General features: G+C 70.6%; 13 protein-coding genes and 2 pseudogenes. 4 read left to right on the forward strand and 11 right to left on the reverse strand.

The annotated features are described in order from the left end of the window. Positions 1-89: 89 nt before the first annotated feature. A complete protein-coding gene (locus tag ACYUD3_RS32630) occupies positions 90-8,231 on the forward strand; it encodes a polymorphic toxin-type HINT domain-containing protein (RefSeq protein ID WP_470977997.1) in 8,142 nt (2,713 codons plus the stop codon). Between the two features lie 82 nt (positions 8,232-8,313). Here ACYUD3_RS32630 and ACYUD3_RS32635 read toward each other — a convergent pair whose 3' ends face one another. From ACYUD3_RS32635 to iolC, 9 genes and pseudogenes are all read right to left on the reverse strand, one after another. After that, a complete protein-coding gene (locus ACYUD3_RS32635) occupies positions 8,314-8,784 on the reverse strand; it encodes a DUF5959 family protein (protein WP_470978001.1) in 471 nt (156 codons plus the stop codon). 12 nt (positions 8,785-8,796) lie between these two features. Beyond that, positions 8,797-8,883, reverse strand: a pseudogene (locus tag ACYUD3_RS32640) (DUF397 domain-containing protein); the annotation flags it as partial. A 13-nt stretch (positions 8,884-8,896) separates the two neighbouring features. Beyond that, positions 8,897-9,049: pseudogene (locus tag ACYUD3_RS32645) on the reverse strand (Scr1 family TA system antitoxin-like transcriptional regulator); the annotation flags it as partial. A 2-nt stretch (positions 9,050-9,051) separates the two neighbouring features. Beyond that, positions 9,052-10,077, reverse strand: a complete 1,026-nt coding sequence (locus ACYUD3_RS32650) for a methyltransferase (protein ID WP_470978004.1) — start codon at positions 10,075-10,077, stop codon at positions 9,052-9,054. A 271-nt stretch (positions 10,078-10,348) separates the two neighbouring features. After that, a complete protein-coding gene (mmsA, locus tag ACYUD3_RS32655) occupies positions 10,349-11,851 on the reverse strand; it encodes a CoA-acylating methylmalonate-semialdehyde dehydrogenase (RefSeq protein ID WP_470978006.1) in 1,503 nt (500 codons plus the stop codon). A 32-nt stretch (positions 11,852-11,883) separates the two neighbouring features. After that, a complete protein-coding gene (gene iolD / locus ACYUD3_RS32660; protein ID WP_470978009.1) occupies positions 11,884-13,755 on the reverse strand; it encodes a 3D-(3,5/4)-trihydroxycyclohexane-1,2-dione acylhydrolase (decyclizing) in 1,872 nt (623 codons plus the stop codon). Further along, on the reverse strand, positions 13,752-14,567 hold the full coding sequence (iolB, locus tag ACYUD3_RS32665; RefSeq protein ID WP_470978014.1) for a 5-deoxy-glucuronate isomerase: 816 nt from the start codon (positions 14,565-14,567) through the stop codon (positions 13,752-13,754). The genes iolD and iolB overlap by 4 nt, the downstream gene beginning before the upstream one ends. Before the next feature lie 7 nt (positions 14,568-14,574). After that, positions 14,575-15,465: a Cgl0159 family (beta/alpha)8-fold protein gene (locus ACYUD3_RS32670; protein ID WP_470978020.1), complete on the reverse strand. Its 891-nt coding sequence runs from the start codon at positions 15,463-15,465 to the stop codon at positions 14,575-14,577. A gap of 145 nt (positions 15,466-15,610) precedes the next feature. Beyond that, positions 15,611-16,627: a 5-dehydro-2-deoxygluconokinase gene (gene iolC, locus ACYUD3_RS32675; RefSeq protein ID WP_470978024.1), complete on the reverse strand. Its 1,017-nt coding sequence runs from the start codon at positions 16,625-16,627 to the stop codon at positions 15,611-15,613. Between the two features lie 177 nt (positions 16,628-16,804). Between iolC and ACYUD3_RS32680 the strand changes: the two genes are divergently transcribed. Both ACYUD3_RS32680 and ACYUD3_RS32685 read left to right on the forward strand, forming a co-directional pair. Beyond that, positions 16,805-17,725, forward strand: coding sequence for a sugar phosphate isomerase/epimerase family protein (locus ACYUD3_RS32680; protein WP_470978027.1), 921 nt, complete (start codon positions 16,805-16,807; stop codon positions 17,723-17,725). A gap of 372 nt (positions 17,726-18,097) precedes the next feature. Then, complete coding sequence (locus tag ACYUD3_RS32685) at positions 18,098-18,298, forward strand: helix-turn-helix transcriptional regulator (protein WP_470978030.1); 201 nt, start codon at positions 18,098-18,100, stop codon at positions 18,296-18,298. 124 nt (positions 18,299-18,422) lie between these two features. Here the strand turns inward: ACYUD3_RS32685 and ACYUD3_RS32690 are convergent, their stop codons facing one another. Next, the gene (locus ACYUD3_RS32690) at positions 18,423-19,619 is read right to left on the reverse strand and encodes a zinc-dependent alcohol dehydrogenase family protein (RefSeq protein WP_470978033.1); all 1,197 of its coding nucleotides are present in this window, start codon (positions 19,617-19,619) and stop codon (positions 18,423-18,425) included. 14 nt (positions 19,620-19,633) lie between these two features. Further along, positions 19,634-21,844: an MMPL family transporter gene (locus ACYUD3_RS32695; RefSeq protein WP_470978035.1), complete on the reverse strand. Its 2,211-nt coding sequence runs from the start codon at positions 21,842-21,844 to the stop codon at positions 19,634-19,636. Positions 21,845-22,011: 167 nt separating this feature from the next. Between ACYUD3_RS32695 and ACYUD3_RS32700 the strand changes: the two genes are divergently transcribed. After that, positions 22,012-22,641, forward strand: a complete 630-nt coding sequence (locus tag ACYUD3_RS32700; protein ID WP_470978038.1) for a TetR/AcrR family transcriptional regulator — start codon at positions 22,012-22,014, stop codon at positions 22,639-22,641. Positions 22,642-22,647: the final 6 nt, after the last annotated feature.

Genomic DNA, 22,647 nt, shown 5'->3' on the forward strand with positions numbered 1-22,647 from the left:
AGTCCAAACCGCATGACGTCAATCGCCAAAGCCGTCCTCGCACTGGAGCGACAACGCTGAAGAAGCTCACTGAACGGGGGGTGCGCGGCGTGCTGTCGTGGCACAAACGTCGAATACGCCGCCAGGCCAGAGCCGGTGTCGTCGCCGGGCTCTTTCTCGCCCTGACCGTCACCCTGCTGCCCACCGCGGCGGCGGTCGGACCCGGTGATGCCCGGACCGCCGTCGAGCTCGCCGACCTCCAGAAGACGGCCCCCGTCGGCGTCGACGAGGAGGGCAGCGACGCCCTCTCCGAGCTGTCCGGGGAAGCCTCGACCGAGCCGAACGAGCCGTACAGCCCGGCGGCGGTGGCCCAGGTGCCGGCCGCGTCCGGCAGCAAGGCGCTGACCACCCTCACCGCGGGGACGACGACCGAGGTCGCGAAGTCCGCCGACGGCACGATGGCGATCGGCGTCGGCGCGCCGGAGGGCGCGACCGCCGAGCAGGCCCAGTCCCTCGCCGGGAACTGGAGCGTCGCGGCGGCCGCCGAGAACGACGTCCTGGCCGGCGGCGCGCAGGGCTTCATGCTCGCCGTCGACGCGCCCGACACCGCCACCGGCGACGCGGTCGTCTCCATCGACGCCACCAAACTCGCCAAGTCCTACAGCGCCCAGTGGCTCGACCGGCTCTCCTTCACGCTGATGCCGTCCTGCTACGCGAGCACCCCCGAGCTGGAGGAGTGCTCCACCGGCGTCCCCGTGACCACCGAGGTCGAGCGCACCGGCGCCACCGTCGAGGTCACCCCGGGCGCCGGCGACTCCTCGGGCTCGGAGCCCGACCCGGGCGAGGACAGCGCGGGCGACGAGGTCGTCGGCGACACGGACACGACCGTCGAGGTCCCCGAGACCCTGGTCAACATCACTGTCGACACAGCCCAGTTGAACGCCCTGACGGCATCCGGAACGGCCGCCACCACCAGCGCCGCCACGACGACCGGCGAGGTGAACGACGCGGTCTGGCGCACCGGCGACACCGCTGACGCCGTACGCCAGATCGCCGACTCCTCCGGCGGCGGGCTGTTCGTCGGGAGTTCCTACGGCGCGGGCGCGGGCGGTGACTTCTCGGCGAGCCCGATCGTGTCGGCGGGGTCCTGGACGGCCGGCGGTTCCTCCGGCGCGTTCAGCTACTCGTACACGATGGCCGCGCCGCAGATCCCGGCCGGGCCGACGCCGAACGTGACCCTGAGCTACAACTCGCAGTCCTCCGACGGGCGTACGTCGGCGACGAACAACCAGGTCTCCTGGGTCGGCGAGGGCTGGGACTACAACCCGGGCTCGATCACCCGGACGTTCGTGGGCTGTGCGGCCGACACCGCGAACGCCAACAACAAGGACCACTTCACCGGCGACCAGTGCTGGGGCACGGACAACGCGGTGCTGTCCCTCAACGGGACGACGACCGAGCTGGTCCGGGTCGGCGCCACCAAGGAGTGGAAGAGCGCGCGCGGTGACAACACCCGTGTGGAGCTGCTGACTTCGGCCGACTACAAGGCCGTCACCGGTGTCGACGCCTCCGGGAACGGCGACAACGACGGCGAGTTCTGGAAGGTCACCACCAGCGACGGCACCCAGTACTACTTCGGCCTGAACCGGCTGCCCGGCTGGAGCGAGGGCAAGGAGGAGACCAACTCCGTCCTGAGCGTGCCCGTCGCCGGCAACCACGACAGCGACCCCTGCCACGCGGCGAAGTTCGCGGACTCCTTCTGCGACCAGGGCTGGCGCTTCCAGCTCGACTACGTCGTCGACACCAGCGGCAACGCGATGACGCTGTGGTGGAAGAAGGAACGCGGCGCGTACGCGCGGAACATGAAGGAGGCCCGCGCGGTCGGCTACGACCGGGGCGGCTACCTCTCCCGCATCGACTACGGCCAGCGCGCCGGCGCCCTGTACACCGAAGAGCCGCTGGGCCGGATGCGGTTCAACGCGGCCGAGCGCTGCTTCTACGACAGCGCGCTCAAAGTCCCTTGCACGGACGCCAACTTCGACTCCAAGCAGTCCGACCGCACCCGCCCCTGGTTCGACACCCCGGCCGACCTCGCCTGTGTGAGCGGCGGCAAGTGCACGACGTACGCGCCGACTTTCTGGACCCGCAAGCGGCTGGCGTCGGTCGACGCGTGTGCGCAGCGGGAGCAGGGGGTGCGGCTGGTCGAGTACAAGGCGGACGCCGACGGCAACGAGACTGGGGTGCGCAACGCCTGTGGTACGGCGGCCGGTTCGTCGACGGCGCTGTCGAAGGTGGACTCCTGGAGCCTCGCCCAGTCCTTCCCCTGGGACCTGACGGGCGAGTACACGGCGCTGTGGCTGGAGTCGGTCACCCGTACCGGCTTCGCCGTGGACGGCGCGACCGACACCCTGAACCCGGTGTCGTTCGGCCACAACAAGCAGGCGCTGCCCAACCGGGTGAAGGCGGACAGCGCCGACACCGGCGAGGTCTTCGACCGGCTGCGCATCCAGGACGTCGTCTCCGAGTACGGCGGCCGGACCCACGTCGACTACAAGGCGCCCACCGGCAAGTGCCTGCCGGGCTCGGCGCGGCCGACGGCCGACCGGAACGACCAGCTGTGCTACCCGGTGTACTGGCACACCGACGGTGAACTGGCCGACAAGCGGATCTCCTGGTTCCACAAGTACGTCGTCGACAAGATCACCGAGTTCCCCCGGCTCGCGGACGCCAAGGAGACGGTGACGCAGTACGGCTACCTCACCGACGGCAACCCGCTGTGGGCGAAGGGCCAGGCGGAGTTCTCCCGCCCCAAGACCCGTACCTGGGACGACTGGCGGGGCTATCCGACCGTCGTCACCACCACCGGCGCCACCGACGCCGCCTCGGGCAGCGTCGCCGCCAAGTCGGTGACCCGCTACTTCCGGGGCATGTACGACGACGTCCTCGCCGACTCCACCCCGGAGAAGTCGTCCGACGACGTCAAGCGGGCCTCGGTGATGAAGGACATCGAGGGCAAGGCCCTCGCCAACGACCTCAAGGCGTACGCCGGCATGGTCGCGGAGTCCCTGACCTACCCGAGCGGGAGCTCGGACACCGACACCGGCTGGATCTCCCGCACGGTCAACGTCCCCGACCCCCCGGTCCGGCTCGCCACCCGCGCCCGCACCGACGGCCCCGACGTCACCGCCGAACGCGTCACCCTGGGCTCGACGACGACGTACACCAAAGCCTCCGGCAAGGGCGCCGACGGTTCGACGCTGCGCGCGGTCACCACCGAGACCGAGTACGACCCGACGTACGGACTCCCGGTCAAGGTACGGGAGTTCGGCGATGTGGCCGACTCCAAGGACGACTCGTGCACGATGACGTCCTATGTGCACAACACGGACGTCTACCTGATCGGCCTGGTCTCCCAGACCCTGACGACGACCGGCACCACCACCTGCGCGACCGCCCTGTCCAGCGCGACGGCCGACACCCTGGTCACCGGCTCCCGCGTCTACTACGACGACGGCGCCTCCTACACCAGCACCCCCACCAAGGGCCTCGTCACCAAGACCACCGCGCCCACCGGCGCGGGCACCGCCTGGCGGATCACCGCCCCCGAGTCGCAGACCGAGTACGACGGTTACGGCCGGATCGTGAAGGTCACCGACCCGACCGGCGTCTTCAACACCACCGCGTACACCCCGGCGACCGGCCAGGTCTACAAGATCACCACGGTCAGCGGTTCGACCTCGGACACGGCCGGATTCACCGACACCACCGTCCTGGAGCCGGGCCGGGGCACCACCACGACCGCGACGGACGCCAACGGCCGTACCACGTCCTACAGTTACGACCCCCTCGGCCGCGCGGTCGCCGCCTGGGACGCCACCCAGTCCGCGACGGACGACCCGACGACCCGCTACTCCTACCACACCGACCTGAAGAACCCGGTGTCGGTGGTGACGGAGTCCCTTGCGGACAACCCGAGTTCGGCGGCGGGCGACGGCACGTACAAGGCGTCGACCACGATCTACGACGGTCTCGGCCGTGAACGCCAGTCGCAGACACCGGCGGTGGGCGGCGGCCGGCTGGTCACCGACACCCTGCACAACGCCTCGGGCCAGGTCCGCTACACCCGTAACGCGTATTACATGGAGGGCGACCCGGACACCGAACTCGTGGTCCCCGCCTCGGAGTCGGCGATCCCGAACGCGACGTCGTACACCTACGACGGGCTCGGCCGGGTCCTGACGGTGACGCCGGTGCACCACTCCTACCCGCAGACCGGCGCGACGTTCACCAACAACGACAAGGCGGTCGCGACCACCGACCGGCGCACCCGCTACGAGTACGCCCTCGACTACACGGTCGTCCGCCAGCCCGAGGGCACCCCGGGGTCCCGGGTCTGGACGGACGCGCTGGGCCGGACGGTCCGTCAGGACACCTTCAGCGACACCCAGTTGACCGAGACGGGCGCGATCAGCACCCGGTACGCGTACGACCTGCGCGGCGACATGGTGACCAGCACCGACGCCGTCGGCCACACCCGCACCTGGACGTACGACGCCCTGGGCCGCGTCACCGGCACCACCGACCCGGACACGGGCGCGACGAAGACGGCGTACGACGCCTACGGGCGGGTCGAGTCGGCGGTGGACGCGCGCGGGCAGACGGTGTCGTACACCTACGAGCGCCTGAACCGCGTCTCGGAGGTGAAGGTCACTCCCAAGGGGGGATCGGCCTCAACTCTGGTCCAGAAGTATGCATATGACGGTGCGTCAGGCGGCAAGGGGCAGCTGTCCTCGGCGACCCGCTACGACGGCACCGACGCGTACACGACGACGATCGCCGGGTACACGGCCGACTACCAGCCGACCGCGATGACGACGGCCCTGCCGCCGGGCTCCACCCCGGGCCTGACCTCGGACGGCTTCGCCACCCAGTACACCTACACGTACGCCTACAACTCCGACGGCCAGCTGGAGAAGTACACCGCCCCGGCGGCCGGGAGCCTGAGCGCGGAGTCGGTGGTGACCCGCTACAACGAGGCGGGCCTGCCGGTCACGGTCTCCGGCCGCGACTGGTACACCGCCGAGACGTCCTACTCCCCCTACGGCCAGGTCCTGCGCTCGACCACGGGCGAGGCGGGCCACCGGCTGTGGCAGGAGAACACCTTCGACGAGTCGACGGGCGAGCTGACCACGGCCCGCCTGGTCCGGGAGAACTCCGGTGACACGTCGGTGGTCCCCGGCAGCGAGGTCGGCAGGCGGTCGTACGCGTACGACGCCTCCGGCAACGTCCTGTCCGCCGCCGACCGCGCGGGCACGACGACCGAGCGGCAGTGCTTCACGTACGACACCCTCGGCCAGCTGACCCAGGCGTGGACGACCCCGGGCGGCGGCGCCTGCGCGGCCTCCGGCAAGAGCGCGGCGGCCCCGACGTACAGCGACGGCACGGTCAACGTGTCGGCGGAGAACTCCGGTTACTGGCAGGCGTACGAGTACGACGTCCTCGGCAACCGCACGAAGAAGACGGCGTACAGCGCGAGTTTCACCTCCGGCGTGCGCGACACCAAGGGTGACGTCACCACCGAGTACACGTACGGCACTTCGGGGGCCGCCGGTTCGCTGCCGGCCCAGCCGCACACGCTGACGTCGTACGCGGAGAAGTCGACGACGGCGGCGGGCGCGCAGGTCACGTCCCGGTCGACGCAGTCGTACGACGCGGCGGGCGATCTGACCAGCCGGACCACCGCCGACGACACCGCGCAGAGTCTGGCGTGGACGTGGGACGGCAAGGTCGAGTCGGTGACCGGGTTCGGCGCGGACGGGTCGGGGCCGTGGGTCGGCACGGCGGGGCTGTGCATGGACCTCGCCGGCGGCCTCACGACGGCCGGCACCGCGATCCAGATCTTCGTCTGCAACGGCAGCAAGCCGCAGAACTTCCGTATCCAGGCGGCCGACGCGAACGGCGACGGCTCGGTGGAGGACGCGACGCTGGGCCAGCTGGTCGTGGGCGGCCAGTGCGCCCAGCCCTCGGGCACGGCGGCGGGTTCGGCGGTGGTCGTCCAGACATGCGTCTCCGCGACGGCGGCCCAGCGCTGGCAGACCCTGTCCACCGGCCAGCTGAAGCACGTCTCGACGGGCCTGTGCCTGTCGGCGCCGGCCTCGACGAGCGGCACCCGCCTGACCCTGGCGGCCTGCAACTCCACCTTGGCGACCCAGCTGTGGAAGCCGGCGTCCAAGACGGCGTACGTGTACGACGCGATGGGCAACCGGCTCCTTGAGCGCACCAGCGCGGGCGCCGTGCTGCACCTCCCCGACACGAAGCTGTCCCTCACGACCGCCGGCAAGGTCCGCTACGCGGAGCGCACGTACGCCGGCCCGGTGCCGGTGACGCGGTACCACGAGGGCGCGAACAACACCGCCGGGTACGTCGAGCACCAGTACGCCCAGTCGGCCGACCTCAACGGCACCCCGCTCGCCGAGGTCCGCCTCGACGGCGGGATGACGGTCAAGGTCACCAAGAAGGACCCGTGGGGCGAGGACCGCGCGGCGAACCTGCTGCCGCGTTCCCACACCGGGTTCCACACCGGGGACGACGATCCGGGTTCGGGCCTGGTCCATATGGGCGCGCGGGAGTACGACCCCTCGACGGGCCGTTTCCTCTCGGCGGACCCGGTCCTCGACCAGTCGGACCCGCTCCAGGCGAACGGGTACGCGTACGCGAACAACAATCCCGTGACGCACTCGGACCCGTCGGGCCTCACGTCGACGGCGTCGAGCTTCGACGCGTCGATCGCGGCGCTGGACGCGAAGATCGCGTCGTATCAGCGGACGCTGAACCGGTCGATCGGGGATGTGATCCTCAGTGTCGGCTGGTCCGTCTTCAAGGAGTTCGTCGGCTGGAACGACGTCGTCGGCTGCTTCTCGCAAGGTGACCTGTGGGCCTGCGGCAGCCTTCTGATGGACGCCATCCCTTGGACCAGCGTCTTCTCCAAGGGCAAGAAGATGTGGCGGGCCTTCGAGGCGACGCTGGGGGCGGTGAAGGCGTGGCGGGCGGCGAAGCGGGCGGCGGAGATCGGCATCAACGCGGCGAAAGCGGCGAAGGCTGCGCTGATCAAGGCGAAGAAGGCTGCGGAGGCGGCTGCGGCGGAGGCGAAGCGGAAGGCCCGGGAGGCGGCGAAGGCCGCGGCAGAGGCGGCTCGGAAGAAGTCCCATACGGGGTCCAAGGGGGCTCGGGGGAACTCTGTCCAGGTCCAGGCTCGGAAGTCTTCGCAGGCTAAGGGGTCTTCGGGCGGGGGGAAGGCGGAGAGTAAGTCTGGGGGGTCTCGGAGTAAGTCGGGGAGCGACAGCGAGGGGGGTTCGGGCGGCGGCTCGGGTGACTCCGGCGGCGGAGCGAGCTGTCCGATCAACAACAGCTTCACCCCGGGTACCCGTGTCCTGATGGCCGACGGCTCCACGAAGCCGATCGACCAAGTGAAGGCCGGCGACAGGGTCCTGGCGACCGATCCGGAGACCGGGGAGACCCGGGCGGAGACGGTGACTCGGGAGATCAAGGGCAAGGGGATCAAACACCTCGTCACGATCACCATCGACACCGACGGCGCCAAGGGCACCCGGACGGCGAAGGTCACGGCTACGGACGGACATCCGTTCTGGGTACCGGAGTTGGGGCAGTGGATCGACGCGACCGACCTCCGGGCGGGCGAATGGCTGCGGACCGGGTCGGGAACGCTGGTCCAGATCACGGCGGTCCAACGGTGGACGGCACTGGACGCCACCGTCCACAACCTCACCGTCAGCAGGCTGCATACGTACTATGTGCTGGCAGGTAACGCACCAGTTCTGGTCCACAACTGCGGAGAAATCGACTACGGAAGCATCGACGCAGAGGGTCGCCGGTCCGGAATCGTCGCAGAAGTCACCCCGAGCATGCTCGGTACCGGAGGGAAGGCGTCAAGAAGCGTGACTCCCCCTGGCTTCGTGAGCGGGGCCAATGGAGACGCACGTGGACATCTCCTCCCGAAGGCACTGGGCGGTTCCGGAAATACTCCGGAAAACTTCGTCAGAACGACAGCGGCCATCGACAACGGTCCCATGAATGAATTCGAGAAGGAAGTCGCCGACTACGTCTCGAAGGGCAACACCATCATGTATGCGGCGACGCCGCACTATCGCCCTGGCGGCAACGTCCCGTTTGCCGTATCGCTCGAAGCGTTCGATGACACTGGATGGTTCATGAGCAGGACTTTCGTGCAGTGACCCTGTCACCCGATCGGTAAATACCTTGCGGGCGGAGTTCCAAAAAATCCGCCCGCATTCTTTTCAGCCCGCAAGGCAGCCTTCAGCGACGCCATTCGTAAACGCCTGATGCTGTTTTCAGCACTTCACTCGGCCAATCCCGCGCCACCTCTCGGAGGTGTTCGCGCTGCTTCTCGACCCAGCCGGCACCCAGGGCGATCGGGATAGTTGCCGATGCTCCAGATCCGGACGCGTCCTCGATGTGGACCGTCGGGACGGAAGGGTCGGCCTCAGGGAATTCGATCCTAATCACCGGGCCATTTCCTTCGTCCAGCCATTCGGCACTCCCGCCGCCTTCAAGAGCGTCCAGTGCCGAGGACCACTGGTCCAGGTCCGAGAGATAGCAACAGACCCTGAGGCACCCGCTGATGAACCCGCTCTCCAGGATGATCTCTGCGTCGAGCAAGTCATGCAGCGGCAGCACCCCGGGCTCCCGCCGGCCCAGAACACGTACACGGACGCTGTTGTCGCCGTCCGAGAGGTTGATCAAATCCACGGTGCCGTTCCCGTCCATAGTGCTGGAGTGCTACGACCAAGAGGTGGGCTCGGTCGAAGTGATGAAAGCTTGCCAGACCTGTGGAGTGAAGGTCAGGGGTGGTCTGTCCGGGGTTTTGCTGTCTGCCCACCGGGCGTCGGAGGAGTGCTTCGTCGAGGATGAACCAGTGAGCGGGCGGGGGACCTTGGCGCAGCACGTTCTGGTGGCTCAGGCGCTTCGCGATCCAGTTGTCGAACTTCCGTTCCGGCATGCCGGGATTTCCTTCGCGGAACAGCGCCCCCACCCTCAGGCCGCCACCGCCTCCACCACCGACAACACCGTCGACGTAGGCAGCACCCGGTTCAGCCGAAGCCCCGCCCCCTCCAGCACCCCCCCGAAATCCCCCTCCGTCCGCTCCCGCCCCGTGAACGACGCCAGCATCATCAAGTCCAGTGCCTTGGACTGGTGATAGGCGTTCCCCGAAGGGACGACCGCGTCGAAGATCAGGACCCGGCCTCCGGGGCGTAGGGCGCGGCGGCAATGGGTCAGCAGCCTCGTGCAGCTCTCGTCGTCCCAGTCATGCGTGATCCTCTTCATCATCACCACGTCCCCTGACGGGACCGACTCGAAGAAGTCGCCTTCCTCCAGGGCCCAGCGGCCCTCGATCGCCGGTTCCGACCCCAGCTCATGGCCCGCCAGGACGTGCGCGCGGTCGTACAACACCCCCCTCAACTCACCGTTCCTCAAAAGGACTTCCCGCAGCAAGCCTCCGTGGCCGCCACCCACGTCCACCACCGTCCCGTCCGCCGGGAACTCGTACGCCGCCGCGATCAGCGCGTTCTCGGAGTCCGACATCGCCGCCATGCCGTCGTGGAACACCGCCGCCGTACGGGCGTCCTGCGCGAAGTAGTCGAAGAACGGCATGCCGAACATCGCGTCGAAGGAGGGGGTTCCCTTGGTGAGGCAGGTCGTCAGCTCGCCCGCCGGCTGCCACATGCTGCGGTCCGTGATCATCTGTACGGCCGTACGGGCCGAGTACGGGGCGTCGGAGCGCAGGGCCATCCCTGGGGGCGCCAGCGTGAAGCGGCCGTCCGGGGTCTCCTCGACCACTCCCCTCGTCGCCAGCAGCCGCAGCAGGCGGTAGAGGGTGCGCGGGTCGGTGGCGGTCGCCGACGCCAGTTCCTCCGGTGTGCGCGGGCCGTCGGTCATGTGGTCCGCCACGCCTACGTCCGCCGCCGCCTTCAGCGCCGCCGGGTAGAGGAAGCTCAGCGCCTCGTCGATAAGGAAAGCCGCCGAGCCGCGGTACTCCTCGTCCGTCCGGTCCTGTTCCATCGCCCTGCCGCCCTTCCGCACGCCTTCGCCTTCGCCTTCTGTCACTTATAGCGACCAAAGGGGGCAATGCGGCAAGAGGCGGACCGGACAAATGGCGGAAGCCGCTCCCGTACGGCGAAAAGGTGACCCCGCGCGGCGACTTCCCGGAACGGCGGAAGCCGGCCCCGCGCAGCGGCTTCCCGGAACGGCGAAACCCCGCCCCGCACACCGACTTCCGGAAACAGAAGAGGCCGACCCCCTACGAGGCCGGCCCCTCCTTCGACTACCCCGCTCAGTGATTGCGCGGGAACCCGAGGTCCACCCCGGACGGCCCCTCGGACGGGTCCGGCCACCGCGTGGTGATGACCTTGCCGCGCGTGTAGAAGTGGGTGCCGTCGTTGCCGTAGATGTGGTGGTCCCCGAACAGCGAGTCCTTCCAGCCGCCGAACGAGTGGTACCCCACCGGCACCGGGATCGGCACGTTGATGCCGACCATCCCCGCCTCGACCTCCAGCTGGAACCGCCGCGCCGCACCCCCGTCCCGCGTGAAGATCGCCGTGCCGTTGCCGAACGGCGACGCGTTGATCAGCGAGATGCCCTCGTCGTACGTCTCGACGCGCAGCACCAGCAGGACCGGGCCGAAGATCTCGTCCTGGTACGCCTTCGCGGACGTCGGGACCTTGTCGAGGAGGGAGATGCCGATCCAGTGGCCGTTCTCGTAACCCTCGACCGTGAAGCCGGTGCCGTCGAGGACGACCTCCGCGCCCTCGGCCTCGGCGCCGGTCACGTACGACGCGACCTTGTCGCGGTGCGCGGCGGTGATCAGCGGGCCCATCTCGGACGCCGGGTCGTTGCCGGGGCCGATCTTGATCTTCTCGGCGCGCTCGCGGATCTTCTCGACCAGCTCGTCGCCGATCGCGCCGACGGCCACGACCGTCGAGATCGCCATGCAGCGCTCGCCGGCGGAGCCGTACGCCGCCGACACGGCCGCGTCCGCCGCCGCGTCGAGGTCGGCGTCCGGGAGGACCAGCATGTGGTTCTTGGCGCCGCCAAGTGCCTGGACGCGCTTGCCATTTGCCGAGGCGGTGGTGTGGATGTAGCGCGCGATCGGGGTCGAGCCGACGAAGGACACGGCCTTCACGTCGGGGTGCTCGAGGAGGCGGTCGACCGCGACCTTGTCGCCGTGGACGACGTTGAAGACGCCGTCGGGCAGGCCCGCCTCGGCGAGCAGTTCGGCGATCTTCAGCGACGCCGACGGGTCCTTCTCGGACGGCTTCAGGACGAACGTGTTGCCGGTCGCGATGGCGATGGGGAACATCCACATCGGCACCATGGCCGGGAAGTTGAACGGCGTGATGCCGGCGACGACGCCCAGCGGCTGGCGGATCGAGGAGACGTCGACGCGGGTGGCGACCTGCGTGGACAGCTCGCCCTTCAGCTGGACGGTGATGCCGCAGGCGAGTTCGACGATCTCCAGGCCGCGGGCGACCTCGCCGAGCGCGTCGGAGTGGACCTTGCCGTGCTCGGCGGTGATCAGCTCGGCGATCGCGTCGCGGTTGGCGTCGAGCAGGGCGCGGAACTTGAAGAGGATCTCCGTGCGCTTGGCCAGCGAGGACTGGCCCCACGTCACGAAGGCGTCCTTCGCGGCGGCGACCGCGGCGTCGACCTCCTCGACGGTCGCGAACGCGACCTTGGTGGTGACCTCGCCGGTCGCCGGGTCCGTGACCGGACCGAACGTGCCCGACGCGCCTTCGACGGTCTTGCCGCCGATCCAGTGGTTGACGATCTTCGTCATGCCAGGTGCTCCTTCATCGAAATCGGCGGCTTCTAGAGATGGCGGCGGCGGGACGCGGCGTGCCGTTCGTACTGCTCACGGGCCTTGACCGCGGACGCGCGGGTCGCGGTGGCGGCCACGGGGACATCCCACCAGGCCTGGGCCGGGGGCGCGCCCGACACTGTGTCGGCCGTTTCGGTCTCGACGTAGACACAAGTGGGGGTGTCGGCGGCGCGCGCCTCGGTGAGGGCCGCGCGCAGGTCGGCGACGGTCTTCGCGCGCAGGACGCGCATGCCGAGGCTCTCGACGTTCGCCGCGAGGTCGACCGGCAGCGGCGCGCCCGAGAACGTGCCGTCCGCCGCCCGGTAGCGGTACGCCGTCCCGTAGCGCTCGGCGCCGGTCTCCTCCGACAGGCCGCCGATGGACGCGTATCCGTGGTTCTGGATGAGGAGGATCTTGATGGCGATCCCCTCCTGCACGGCCGTGACGATCTCCGTCGGCATCATCAGGTACGTGCCGTCGCCGACCAGCGCCCAGACGTCGCGCTCGGGCGCGGCCATCTTGACGCCGATCGCGGCCGGGATCTCGTACCCCATGCAGGAGTAGCCGTACTCCAGGTGGTAGCCGTCGCGCGACCGGGCCCGCCAGAGTTTGTGCAGGTCACCGGGGAGGGAACCGGCCGCGTTGATCACGATGTCGGACTCGTCGGCCAGCGAGTCGAGGACGCCCAGGACCTGGGTCTGGGTCGGGCGGACGTCCTCCTCCGGGGTCTCGTACGCCGCGTCGACGCGCTGCTCCCAGCGCTCCTTGTCCTGCGTGTACTCCTCGACGTACGGCTCCTCGACCTCGTGGCCGGCGAGGGCTTCCGTCAGCTGGGTCAGGGCGCTGCGGGCGTCCGCGACCAGGGGGAGGCCGGCCAGCTTGTGGCTGTCGTAGCCGGCGATGTTGAGGTTGAGGAACCGGCCGGCCGCGTTGAACAGGGTGTTCGAGGCGGTCGTGAAGTCGGTGTAGCGGGTGCCGACGCCGATGATCAGGTCGGCGGTGCGGGCGAGTTCGTTGGAGGTCGCGGTGCCGGTGTGGCCGACGCCGCCGACGTCCTGCGGGTGGTCGTAGGGCAGGGAGCCCTTGCCCGCCTGGGTCGACGCGACCGGGATGCCCGTCGCGCTCACGAAGGCTTGCAGGGCCTCCTCCGCGCGGCTGTGGTGGACGCCGCCGCCCGCCACGATCAGGGGGCGCCGGGCCGAGCGGATCGCCTCGATCGCCGCCGACAGTTCGACCGGGTCGGCGCCGGGGCGGCGGACGGTCCAGACGCGGTCGGCGAAGAACTCGTCCGGCCAGTCGTACGCCTCCGCCTGCACGTCCTGCGGGAGGGCGAGGGTGACCGCGCCGGTCTCGACCGGGTCCGTGAGGACGCGCATCGCCTGGAGGGCGGCCGGGATCAGGGCCTCGGGGCGCGTCACCCGGTCGAAGTACTTCGACACCGGGCGCAGCGCGTCGTTCACCGACACGTCGCCCGCGTACGGGACTTCGAGCTGCTGGAGCACCGGGTCGGCCACCCGGGTCGCGAAGATATCGCCCGGAAGGAGGAGGACCGGAAGGTGGTTGACGGTCGCCAGGGCCGCGCCCGTGACGAGGTTCGTCGCGCCGGGGCCGATCGACGTCGTCACCGCCTGCGCGGAGAGCCGGTTGGACTGGCGGGCGAAGCCGACGGCCGCGTGGACCATCGACTGCTCGTTGCGGCCCTGGAGGTAGGGCATCCGATCGCCGTACTCCAGCAGCGCCTGGCCGAGGCCCGCCACGTTGCCGTGGCCGAAGATGCCCCAGGTCGCGTCGATCAGCCGGCGGCGCTCGCCGTCGCGTTCGGTGTACTGGGCGGCGAGGAAGCGGACGAGGGCTTGCGCCACGGTCAGCCGGGTCGTCGTCATCGGTAACCCTCCGTGTGGTCCGGGTGGAAGCAGATCCGCCACTCACGCGTGGCACCCGGGCCTGCCATGACGTTCAGGTAGTACATGTCGTGGCCCGGCTGCGCGATCGACGGGCCGTGCCAGCCGTCGGGTACGAGGACGGCGTCACCCGAGCGGACCTCCGCGAGCACCTCCGCGCCGCCCTCGCGGGACGGGGACACGCGCTGGTAGCCGAAGCCGTGCGGCCCGTCGATCTCGAAGTAGTAGATCTCCTCCAGCTCGGATTCCTCGCCGGGCCGGGTCTCGTCGTGCTTGTGCGGCGGGTACGACGACCAGTTGCCGCCGGGGGTGATCACCTCGACGGCGATCAGCTTGGCGCAGTCGAAGGCGTCGGCGGAGGCGAAGTTGCGCACGTGCCGCAACTGCGTGCCGCTGCCGCGCTCTTCGACGGGGACCTCCGGTGCGGGGCCGTAGCGGGCGGGGAGTCGTCGCTCGCACTTCGCTCCTGCCAGGGCGAAGCGGCCTCCCGCACCGGAGGCGATCGATGCCCGGGCGTCTCTGGGAACGTACGCGAAGTCGGTTACGCCCGCGAAAACACTTTCCCTGCCCAGGAGTTGGAACTCTTTTCCTTCTGTTTGCACGGTACAGCCGCCTTCGAGGGGCAGCACGATCCACTCGCTGTCCCCGGCGTCGAAGGTGTGGCCGCCACCGGGCGTCAACTCGACGATCCGCAGGGCGCTGTAGCCCCAGCCGGCGCTCTCCGGGTCGATGTCGAGGGCGTAACCGCCGTGCGCGGCGGCCCCCTTGGGTACGTGGAGATCCTTGGTGCTCATGCGGCCCTCACAGCAGTCCTACGGCGGTGTCGACGGCGGCGGCGACGTCCCCGTCCGCCGGGTAGAGCAGCGAACGGCCGACCACCAGGCCCCGGACGGTGGGGAGTTGGAGGGCGCCGCGCCACTTCTCGTACGCGCCGTCCTGGTCCTCGCCGACCTCGCCGCCCAGCAGGACGGCCGGGAGCGTCGACGTCTCCATGACCTGCGCCATGTCGTCGGGGTTCTCGGTGACCGGGAGTTTCAGCCAGGTGTAGGCCGAAGTGCCGCCCAGGCCCGAGGCGATGGCGATGGAGCGGGTGACGGCCTCGGCGGAGAGGTCGTTCTTCACCTTGCCCTCGGGGGTCCGGCGGCTGATGAACGGCTCGACGAACAACGGGAGTTGACGGGCCGCCATGTCGTCGATGGCGCGGGCCGTGGACTCCAGGGTGGTCAGCGAGCCCGGGTCGTCGTAGTCGATGCGCAGCAGGAGCTTGCCGGCGTCGAAACCCAGGCGCTGGATGTCCTCGGCGCGGTGGCCGGTGAAGCGGTCGTCCAGCTCGAAGGACGCGCCCTGGAGGCCGCCGCGGTTCATCGAGCCCATGACGACCTTGCCGTCGAGGGCGCCGAGCAGGAGGAGGTCGTCGAGGATGTCGGCGGTCGCGAGGACGCCGTCCACGCCGGGGCGGCTGAGCGCCAGGCAGAGGCGTTCGAGCAGGTCGGCGCGGTTGGCCATGGCGAGCTTGGCACCGCCGACGCCGAGGGCGCCGCGCGCGGGGTGGTCGGCCGCGACGATCATCAGCCGGCCGCTGGGCCCGAGCAGCGGGCGGCGCTCGCGGCGGGCGGCGGCTTCGGCGACCGCTTCGGGGCGCTCGGTACGGAGGCGGACGATCTCGGAGACGTCCACGGCTACGGGGGTCATCGGGGGGCTCCGGGGGTCGCGGGCGCGGTTTGAGCTGCGGCGGCGGGCGCGGTTCGCACTGCGGCGGCGGCTTGGGCTGCGGCGGGCGCGGCTTGGGCTGCGGCGGCGGTCGGGTTCCCGGTCGTGCGGGGCGGGCTCGCGGGGCTCATCGGCCGGCTCCGGGGGTCTCGCCCGCGGTCTGCGCCACGGCGCCCGCCGCGCCGGAGATCTCCGCCGTCACCTCGCCCGCCGCCACCGCCGCCTCGATCTCGTCGGTCCTCGGCATGGCGGAGCCGCACTCCAGGCGGGAGGCGACGATCGCGCCGGCCGCGTTGGCGTGCCGCATGACCTTCTCCAGGTCCCAGCCCTCGAGGAGCCCGTGGCACAGCGAGCCGCCGAAGGCGTCGCCGGCGCCGAGGCCGTTGAGGACGGTCACGGGCAGCGGCGGCACCTCGGCCTCGTTGCCGTGCGCGTCGACCGCGAGCACACCCTTGGGGCCCTGCTTGACGACGGCCAGTTCGACGCCCGCGTCGAGCAACGCCCGTGCGGCGGCCCGGGGTTCGCGCACTCCGGTGGCGACCTCGACCTCGTCCAGGTTGCCGACGGCGACCGTGGTGTGCTTCAGCGCCTCGGCGTAGAAGGGGCGGGCCGCCTCGGGGTCGGACCAGAACATGGGGCGCCAGTCCAGGTCGAAGACGGTGTGGCCGGACTTCGCGCGGTGGGCGAGGGCGGCGAGGGTCGCCGTACGGCTGGGCTCCTCGCTCAGGCCCGTGCCGGTGACCCAGAAGATGCGGGCCCGCTGGAGCTCCGCCAGGTCCAGGTCGTCCTCGGTGAGTTCGAGGTCGGGGGCCTTGGGGCGGCGGTAGAAGTAGAGCGGGAAGTCGTCCGGCGGGAAGACCTCGCAGAAGGTGACCGGGGTGTTGAGGCCGGGGGTCGGGCGGACCCAGCGGTCGTCGACGCCGAAGCCCTGGAGCTCCTGGTGGAGGTAGGTGCCGAAGGGGTCGTCGCCGGTGCGGGTGATCACCGCCGTACGGCGGCCGAGGCGCGCCGCGGCGACCGCGACGTTCGTCGCCGAGCCGCCCAGGAACTTCCCGAACGAGGTGACCTGCGGGAGCGGGACGCCCGTCTGGAGCGGATAGAGGTCCACCCCGATCCGTCCCATGGTGATCAGGTCGTACGCCATCGAGTTCCCTTCGTGTCGGCTCGTCTCAGCTCACGTGCTCGCTGGGCGCAAGGTTCTTCGGTGCGGTCGTGCGGTCACCGCGTTTCTAGTCCCGTTCACCGAGCCCTGTCAATACTTTGTCCAGACATTCGGACCAGCCCTTGACACCCCAGCGGTCCCACCCGCACGCTGACGGCCATGACGTCGTTGTCCTCGCCCTCGCCGGCTCTTTCGCGTATCCGCATCGGCTCGGCCCCCGACAGCTGGGGTGTCTGGTTCCCGGACGACCCCGCGCAGGTCCCCTGGCAGCGCTTCCTCGACGAGGTCGCGCAGTCCGGCTACGAGTGGATCGAGCTGGGCCCCTACGGGTACCTCCCGACCGACCCCGAGATCCTGACCCGCGAGATCGCCGAGCGCGGTCTGAAGGTGTCGGCCGGAACGGTCTTCACCGGTCTGCATCACGGCGAGTCCGTGTGGGACAAGACCTGGGCGCACGTGGCCGACAACGCGGTCCTGGCCCAGGCCATGGGCGCCAAGCACCTCGTCGTCATCCCGTCCTTCTGGCGCGACGACAAGACCGGCGAGGTCCTGGAGCCGGACACCCTCACGCCGGAGCAGTGGCGCAATCTCACCTCGCTGACCGAGCGGCTCGGGGAGCGGGTGCGGGACGAGTACGGGCTCCAGATCGTCGTCCACCCGCACGCCGACACCCACATCGACAGCGAGGACAACGTCGCCCGCTTCCTGGACGGCACCGACTCCGGCCTGGTCTCTTTGTGCCTCGACACCGGGCACTACGCGTACTGCGGCGGCGACAGCGTCAAGCTGATCGAGACCTACGGGGAGCGGATCGGGTATCTGCACCTCAAGCAGGTGGACCCGGAGATCCTGGCCGACGTCCGCGCGAAGGGCACGCCGTTCGGGCCCGCCGTCGCTCAGGGTGTCATGTGCGAGCCCCCTAAGGGTGTCCCTGAGCTGGGGCCCGTGCTGGAGGCGGCCGGGAAGCTCGACGTCGATCTCTTCGCGATCGTCGAGCAGGACATGTACCCGTGCCCGCCGGACCAGCCGCTGCCGATCGCCCAGCGGACCCGGGCGTTCCTGCGGTCCTGCGGGGCCTGAGGGGGCGGTACGGCAGCGGAGGGTCCTGGGGGTGTGTCGGCCCCGGGGCCCTTCTTGTTGTGCGCGTTGCTGTGTGCGGCGGGGAGGCGTCGGTGGGGGGTGGGGGCGTCGGCGGGGGGCGTCACCTTCGTCGCCACGCGTCCCTCTGCTTCAGGTCTGTCACAAAAGCCACCTTTGTGTCACATGCGTCACATGTACGCGGCTTTACTGTCACCCCTCGTCAACAAGCACATGCGGAGCGTCACTCTGCGTCGTTCATCGGGCGCAGGGTGGTGATCGCGAGGTGGTCACCGCCGGTGATCCACAGCGTGGCTCCGGGCTCCCCCGGGCGGTCTCCCGGCCGCCGTCCGGGCCGCGCAGGGAGGTGCAGTCATGACCGACCGACAGCTCTGGTCCTACAAGGACATCGCCGCCCATATCCGGGTCCAGCCGGACACGGTCCGCTCCTACCGCAAGCACGGGCTGCTGCCGCCGCCGGACCATGTCGAGGGCGGCAAGCCGTACTGGTACGCCGACACCGTCCGCGCGTGGGTCGCGGCCCGACCGGGGAACCGGAGCCGGCGGGCCGACTGAGGGTCGGTGAGGAGACCGTGCCCCGCAGCTTTCTCGCGGGGCACGCCTTTGTGTGGGGGCCGGTCAACTGGGGTTTCGGCGGCCGGAGTTCGGGTCACCGGAGTTTCGGCCGCCAGGGTTTCGCTCACGCCCAGGGTTCGATCACCGTCACCCCCGCCCCCGGCGCGCTCCCCAGCTCCGGCAGTGCCTTCGGTACGGCGTCCAGCGTGATCGTCGATGTCACCAGGAGGTCGGGGCGCAGGGCGCCCGCGCGGACCGCCTCCAGCATCTCGGGGTAGGTGTGGGCGGCCATGCCGTGGCTGCCGAGGAGCTGGAGTTCCAGGGCGATGACGCGGGCCATGGGGACGGGGGTGGTGCCGTCGCCCGAGGGCAGCAGGCCTACCTGGAGGTGACGCCCTCTGCGGCGCAGGGAGTTGACGGAGGCCGCGCAGGTCACCGGGGAGCCGAGGGCGTCGAGGGAGAGATGGGCCCCGCCGCCGGTCAGCTCACGGACTCGGGCGGCTGTGTCTAGGGGGCTGGGGCTGGACTCGGGGTCGGGGGCGGTGGAGCCAGGGGCGGGAGTGCCGGACCCGGAGTCGGGGGCGGGGGACCCGGAGGCGGGAGCGGGGGCCCCGGAGTCGGAGGCGGGGGACCCGGAGTCGGAGTCGGAGGACCCGGAGTCGGAGGCGCCGGCCGCGTTCACGCACTCGCTCGCGCCGAACCGCCGCGCCAGCTCCAGCGCGCGCGGCGAGACGTCCACGGCGACGACCCTCGCTCCCGAGGCCGCCGCGATCATCACGGCCGACAGGCCGACCCCGCCGCAGCCGTGGACGGCGACCCACTCCCCCGGCGCGGCCCGGCCCTGCTGGACCACCGCGCGGAACGCGGTCGCGAACCGGCAGCCCAGGGAGGCCGCCGTGGCGTACGAGAGGTCGTCGGGGATCGCCACCAGGTTGACGTCGGCGTGGTCCAGGGCGACGTACTGGGCGAAGGAGCCCCAGTGGGTGAAGCCGGGCTGGGTCTGGCGCTCGCACACCTGGTGGTCGCCGGCCGCGCAGGCCGGGCAGCTGCCGCAGCCGGAGACGAAGGGGACGGTGACGCGGTCCCCGGGGCGCCAGTTGGTGACCGCCGCGCCGACCTCCTCGACGACGCCGGCGAGTTCGTGGCCGGGGACGTGCGGGAGGGTGATGTCCGGGTCGTGGCCGATCCAGCCGTGCCAGTCGCTGCGGCACAGGCCGGTCGCCTCGACCCGGACCAGCACGCCGTGGGGGGCCGGGCGCGGGGTGGGCACCTCGCGCACCTCCAGCTGACCGCCGTACTGCTCGAAGAGCACCGCCCGCATCCCGGACCTCCCCTTTAGTTGACCGCTTCGGCTAGCGGTTCGGTGTGCTCGGCCGGCCGGTCACCGCCATGGGCGGCGCCTTCCCCCTCGCTCACTCCGAACCGCTCATGGAACTTACGCAACGGACCCGGCGCCCACCATGTCGCCCTCCCGGTCAGTTTCATGATCGCGGGGACCAGGAGGCTGCGGACGACCATCGCGTCCATGAGGACCGCCAGGGCGAGGCCGAGTCCGAGCATCTTGATGTTGGTGACCCGGGAGGTGCCTATGGCGACCATCACGACCGCGAGGATGACCGCCGCCGCCGTGATGAGCCCGCCCGTGCGCCGCAGGCCGAGGCGGACCGCGCGGTCGTGGTCGCCGCTCTCGTCGTACTCCTCCTTGATGCGGGACAGGAGGAAGACGCCGTAGTCCATGGAGAGGCCGAAGGCGACGCAGAACATCAGGACGGGGAGGGTGGTCTCGATGGAGCCGGTGGCGGTGAAGCCGAGGAGACCGGCGAGGTGGCCGTCCTGGAAGACCCAGACGACCGCGCCGAACATGGCCGTCAGGCTGAGCGCGTTGAGCAGGACCGCCTGGAGGGGGACGAGGACGCTGCCGGTGAGGAGGAAGACCAGGAAGAGCGTGACGACGGCGATGAGGGCGAGCGCCCAGGGCAGCCGGTCGGCGATGGCGTGCTGGGAGTCGACCAGGATCGCCGCCGTGCCGGTCACCTTGGTGTCGAAGGGGGCGTCGGTGGCGCGCAGTTCGCCGACCAGACGCTGGGCCCGCCGGTCGGTGGACTCGCCCTTGGGCTGGACGGTGAAGTACGCCAGGTCGCCCTTGACGAGCGGGCCGTCCACGCGGGCGACCTCGGGGAGGGCGGCGACCTTCTCCTTGTAGGCGGTGTAGTCGGCGGCGCTCGCGCGGCCCTCGGCGAGGATCTCCAGGGAGCCGCCGGGGTTGCCGGGGAAACCGTCCCTGATGTGCTGCTGGACGGTGTGGGACTCGGCGGAGGCGGGCAGCTGGCGGTCGTCGGCGCTGCCGAACCTCACGCCCAGGAACGGGAGTCCGAGCAGGAGGAGGACGGCGGTCGTGCCGACGGCGAAGAAGGGGGCGCGGCGCATGACGAGCGACGCGGCACGGCCCCAGCCGGCGCCGGCTTCAACTCCAGCGGCACCCCGCTTCCTGCGGAACACCTTGCGCAGGTCGAGCGAGTTGACCCGGTCGCCCAGGAGCGTCAGGGCCGCCGGGAGGAGGATCAGCGCGGCGGCTGCGGCGAGGACGACGACGGCGATCCCGGCGTAGGCGAAGGAGCGCAGGAAGTACTGCGGGAAGATCAGCATCGCGGCGAGGGAGACGGCGACGGTCAGCGCGGAGAACAGCACCGTACGGCCCGCCGTGCGCAGCGTCGTGCCGATCGCGGTCGAGCGGTCGGCGCCGGCGGCGAGTTCTTCGCGGAAGCGGCGGACGATGAACAGCGCGTAGTCGATGGCCAGGCCGAGGCCCAGGGCGGTGGTGAGGTTCATCGCGAAGACGGAGACGTCGGTGAACCGGGTGAGGGCGTTGAGGACCGCGTTGGTGCCGAGGATGGCGACGATGCCGACGGCCAGCGGGAGGAGGGCGGCGACCGCGCTGCCGAAGACCATGATCAGCAGGAGCAGGGTGACGGGCAGGGCGATCAGCTCGGCGCGGGTGAGGTCTTCCTGGATGGTGCGCTGCATCTCGTGCTGCACGGCGGTCCGGCCGCCGAGGGTGACCTTCAACGGGCCGTGGGTACCGCGGTAGGCGGGGGCGATGCGGTCGAGGGTCTTGGCGCTCGCCTTCTCGTCGCCGGTGAGGCGGGCGGCGATCAGGGCCTCATGGCCGTCTTGCGCGCGCAGCGTCGGGGACTTGGCCTGCCAGTAGGAGCCGACGCCCGTGACGCCCTGTTCGGCGGCGAGGCGTTCGGTGAGGCGGGCGGCCTCGGCGGCGACCGCCGGGTCGTCGACGGAGGCGCCGCCCGCGTCGACCAGCAGGAGCAGGTTCGGCTGCGAGTCGGGGAAGGCGCGCTCCAGGGCGTCGGTCGCGTAGGTGGACTGCGCGGCCGGGTCCTGCCAGCCGCCGCTGCCGAGGCGGTCGGCGACGCCGCTGCCGGCGAGGACCGCGAGGGCGGTCAGGAGCAGGGCCGCGAGGAGCGTGAGCCTGGGCCGGGCGGTCACGAACCTGGTCCAGCCGCCGGGCGGCGGGCTGTCGGAGCCGGTCATCTACGGGTCCCCCACTTCACCGTGGAAAATTGCGCTGATGGTCATCGCCACGGCGCGCCACGCGCCGTAGACTCGGAAAACGCGAGACCCCGCTCGTGTTTTCCGATCCCAGAATGCGAGCGGCCGCTCGTGTTTGTCAACCGGGTCCGGAAGGCTGTGGATAACTCGTGTCCGAGGAGCAGACGAAAGAGCAGCCGGTCCGCCGCCAGGCGCGCGGCGAGCGGCGGATCGCCCAGTTGCTGGACGCCGCCGCGACCGTCTTCACCGCCAGCGGCTACACCGCCGCGAGCACCAACGCGATCGCCCGCGAGGCCGGCGTCTCCCCCGGCACGCTGTACCAGTTCTTCCCGAACAAGGAGGCCATCGCCATCGAGCTGGGCGAGCGCCTGACCCACCAGATGCGGGAGCTGTACGGCGAGGCGCTCGCGCCGGTCGCCCCGGCGACCCCGGTGGAGGAGGCCGTCGCCACCGCCGTCGACCGGTTCACCGCGTTCAACTGCGCCCACCCGGTCGCCTTCGCCCTGATGCACGGCCCCGACATCCCCGGCCGGGTGGCCGAGAGCCACGACGCGCTGCACGCGAGCCTGCTCACGCGCATCGAGGAGCTGCTGGTGAGCTTCGTGCCGGACGCGCCCCCGGAGCGGATCGCCCGGACCTCCCAGATGTGCCTGGGGATGTACAAGGCCGGCCTGGAGCTGATCCTGCGGCACGAGGGCGCCGAGCGGCAGGCGTACGTCGAGGAGCTGAAGAACGCGCTCGTGGCGTACCTGAGGCCGCTGACCGAGGCGCGCCCCTAACCCGAC

The organism is Streptomyces sp. AMJ-169 (genome assembly GCF_055597585.1).

Excerpts from the sequence above, each read along its gene's own strand:
- ACYUD3_RS32635 (WP_470978001.1), bottom strand. The coding sequence starts at position 8,784 with ATGGACGGGAACGGCACCGTGGATTTGATCAACCTCTCGGACGGCGAC.
- ACYUD3_RS32650 (WP_470978004.1), bottom strand. The coding sequence starts at position 10,077 with ATGGAACAGGACCGGACGGACGAGGAGTACCGCGGCTCGGCGGCTTTC.
- mmsA (WP_470978006.1), bottom strand. The coding sequence starts at position 11,851 with ATGACGAAGATCGTCAACCACTGGATCGGCGGCAAGACCGTCGAAGGC.
- iolD (WP_470978009.1), bottom strand. The coding sequence starts at position 13,755 with ATGACGACGACCCGGCTGACCGTGGCGCAAGCCCTCGTCCGCTTCCTC.
- iolB (WP_470978014.1), bottom strand. The coding sequence starts at position 14,567 with ATGAGCACCAAGGATCTCCACGTACCCAAGGGGGCCGCCGCGCACGGC.
- ACYUD3_RS32670 (WP_470978020.1), bottom strand. The coding sequence starts at position 15,465 with ATGACCCCCGTAGCCGTGGACGTCTCCGAGATCGTCCGCCTCCGTACC.
- iolC (WP_470978024.1), bottom strand. The coding sequence starts at position 16,627 with ATGGCGTACGACCTGATCACCATGGGACGGATCGGGGTGGACCTCTAT.
- ACYUD3_RS32680 (WP_470978027.1), top strand. The coding sequence starts at position 16,805 with ATGACGTCGTTGTCCTCGCCCTCGCCGGCTCTTTCGCGTATCCGCATC.
- ACYUD3_RS32685 (WP_470978030.1), top strand. The coding sequence starts at position 18,098 with ATGACCGACCGACAGCTCTGGTCCTACAAGGACATCGCCGCCCATATC.
- ACYUD3_RS32690 (WP_470978033.1), bottom strand. The coding sequence starts at position 19,619 with ATGCGGGCGGTGCTCTTCGAGCAGTACGGCGGTCAGCTGGAGGTGCGC.
- ACYUD3_RS32695 (WP_470978035.1), bottom strand. The coding sequence starts at position 21,844 with ATGACCGGCTCCGACAGCCCGCCGCCCGGCGGCTGGACCAGGTTCGTG.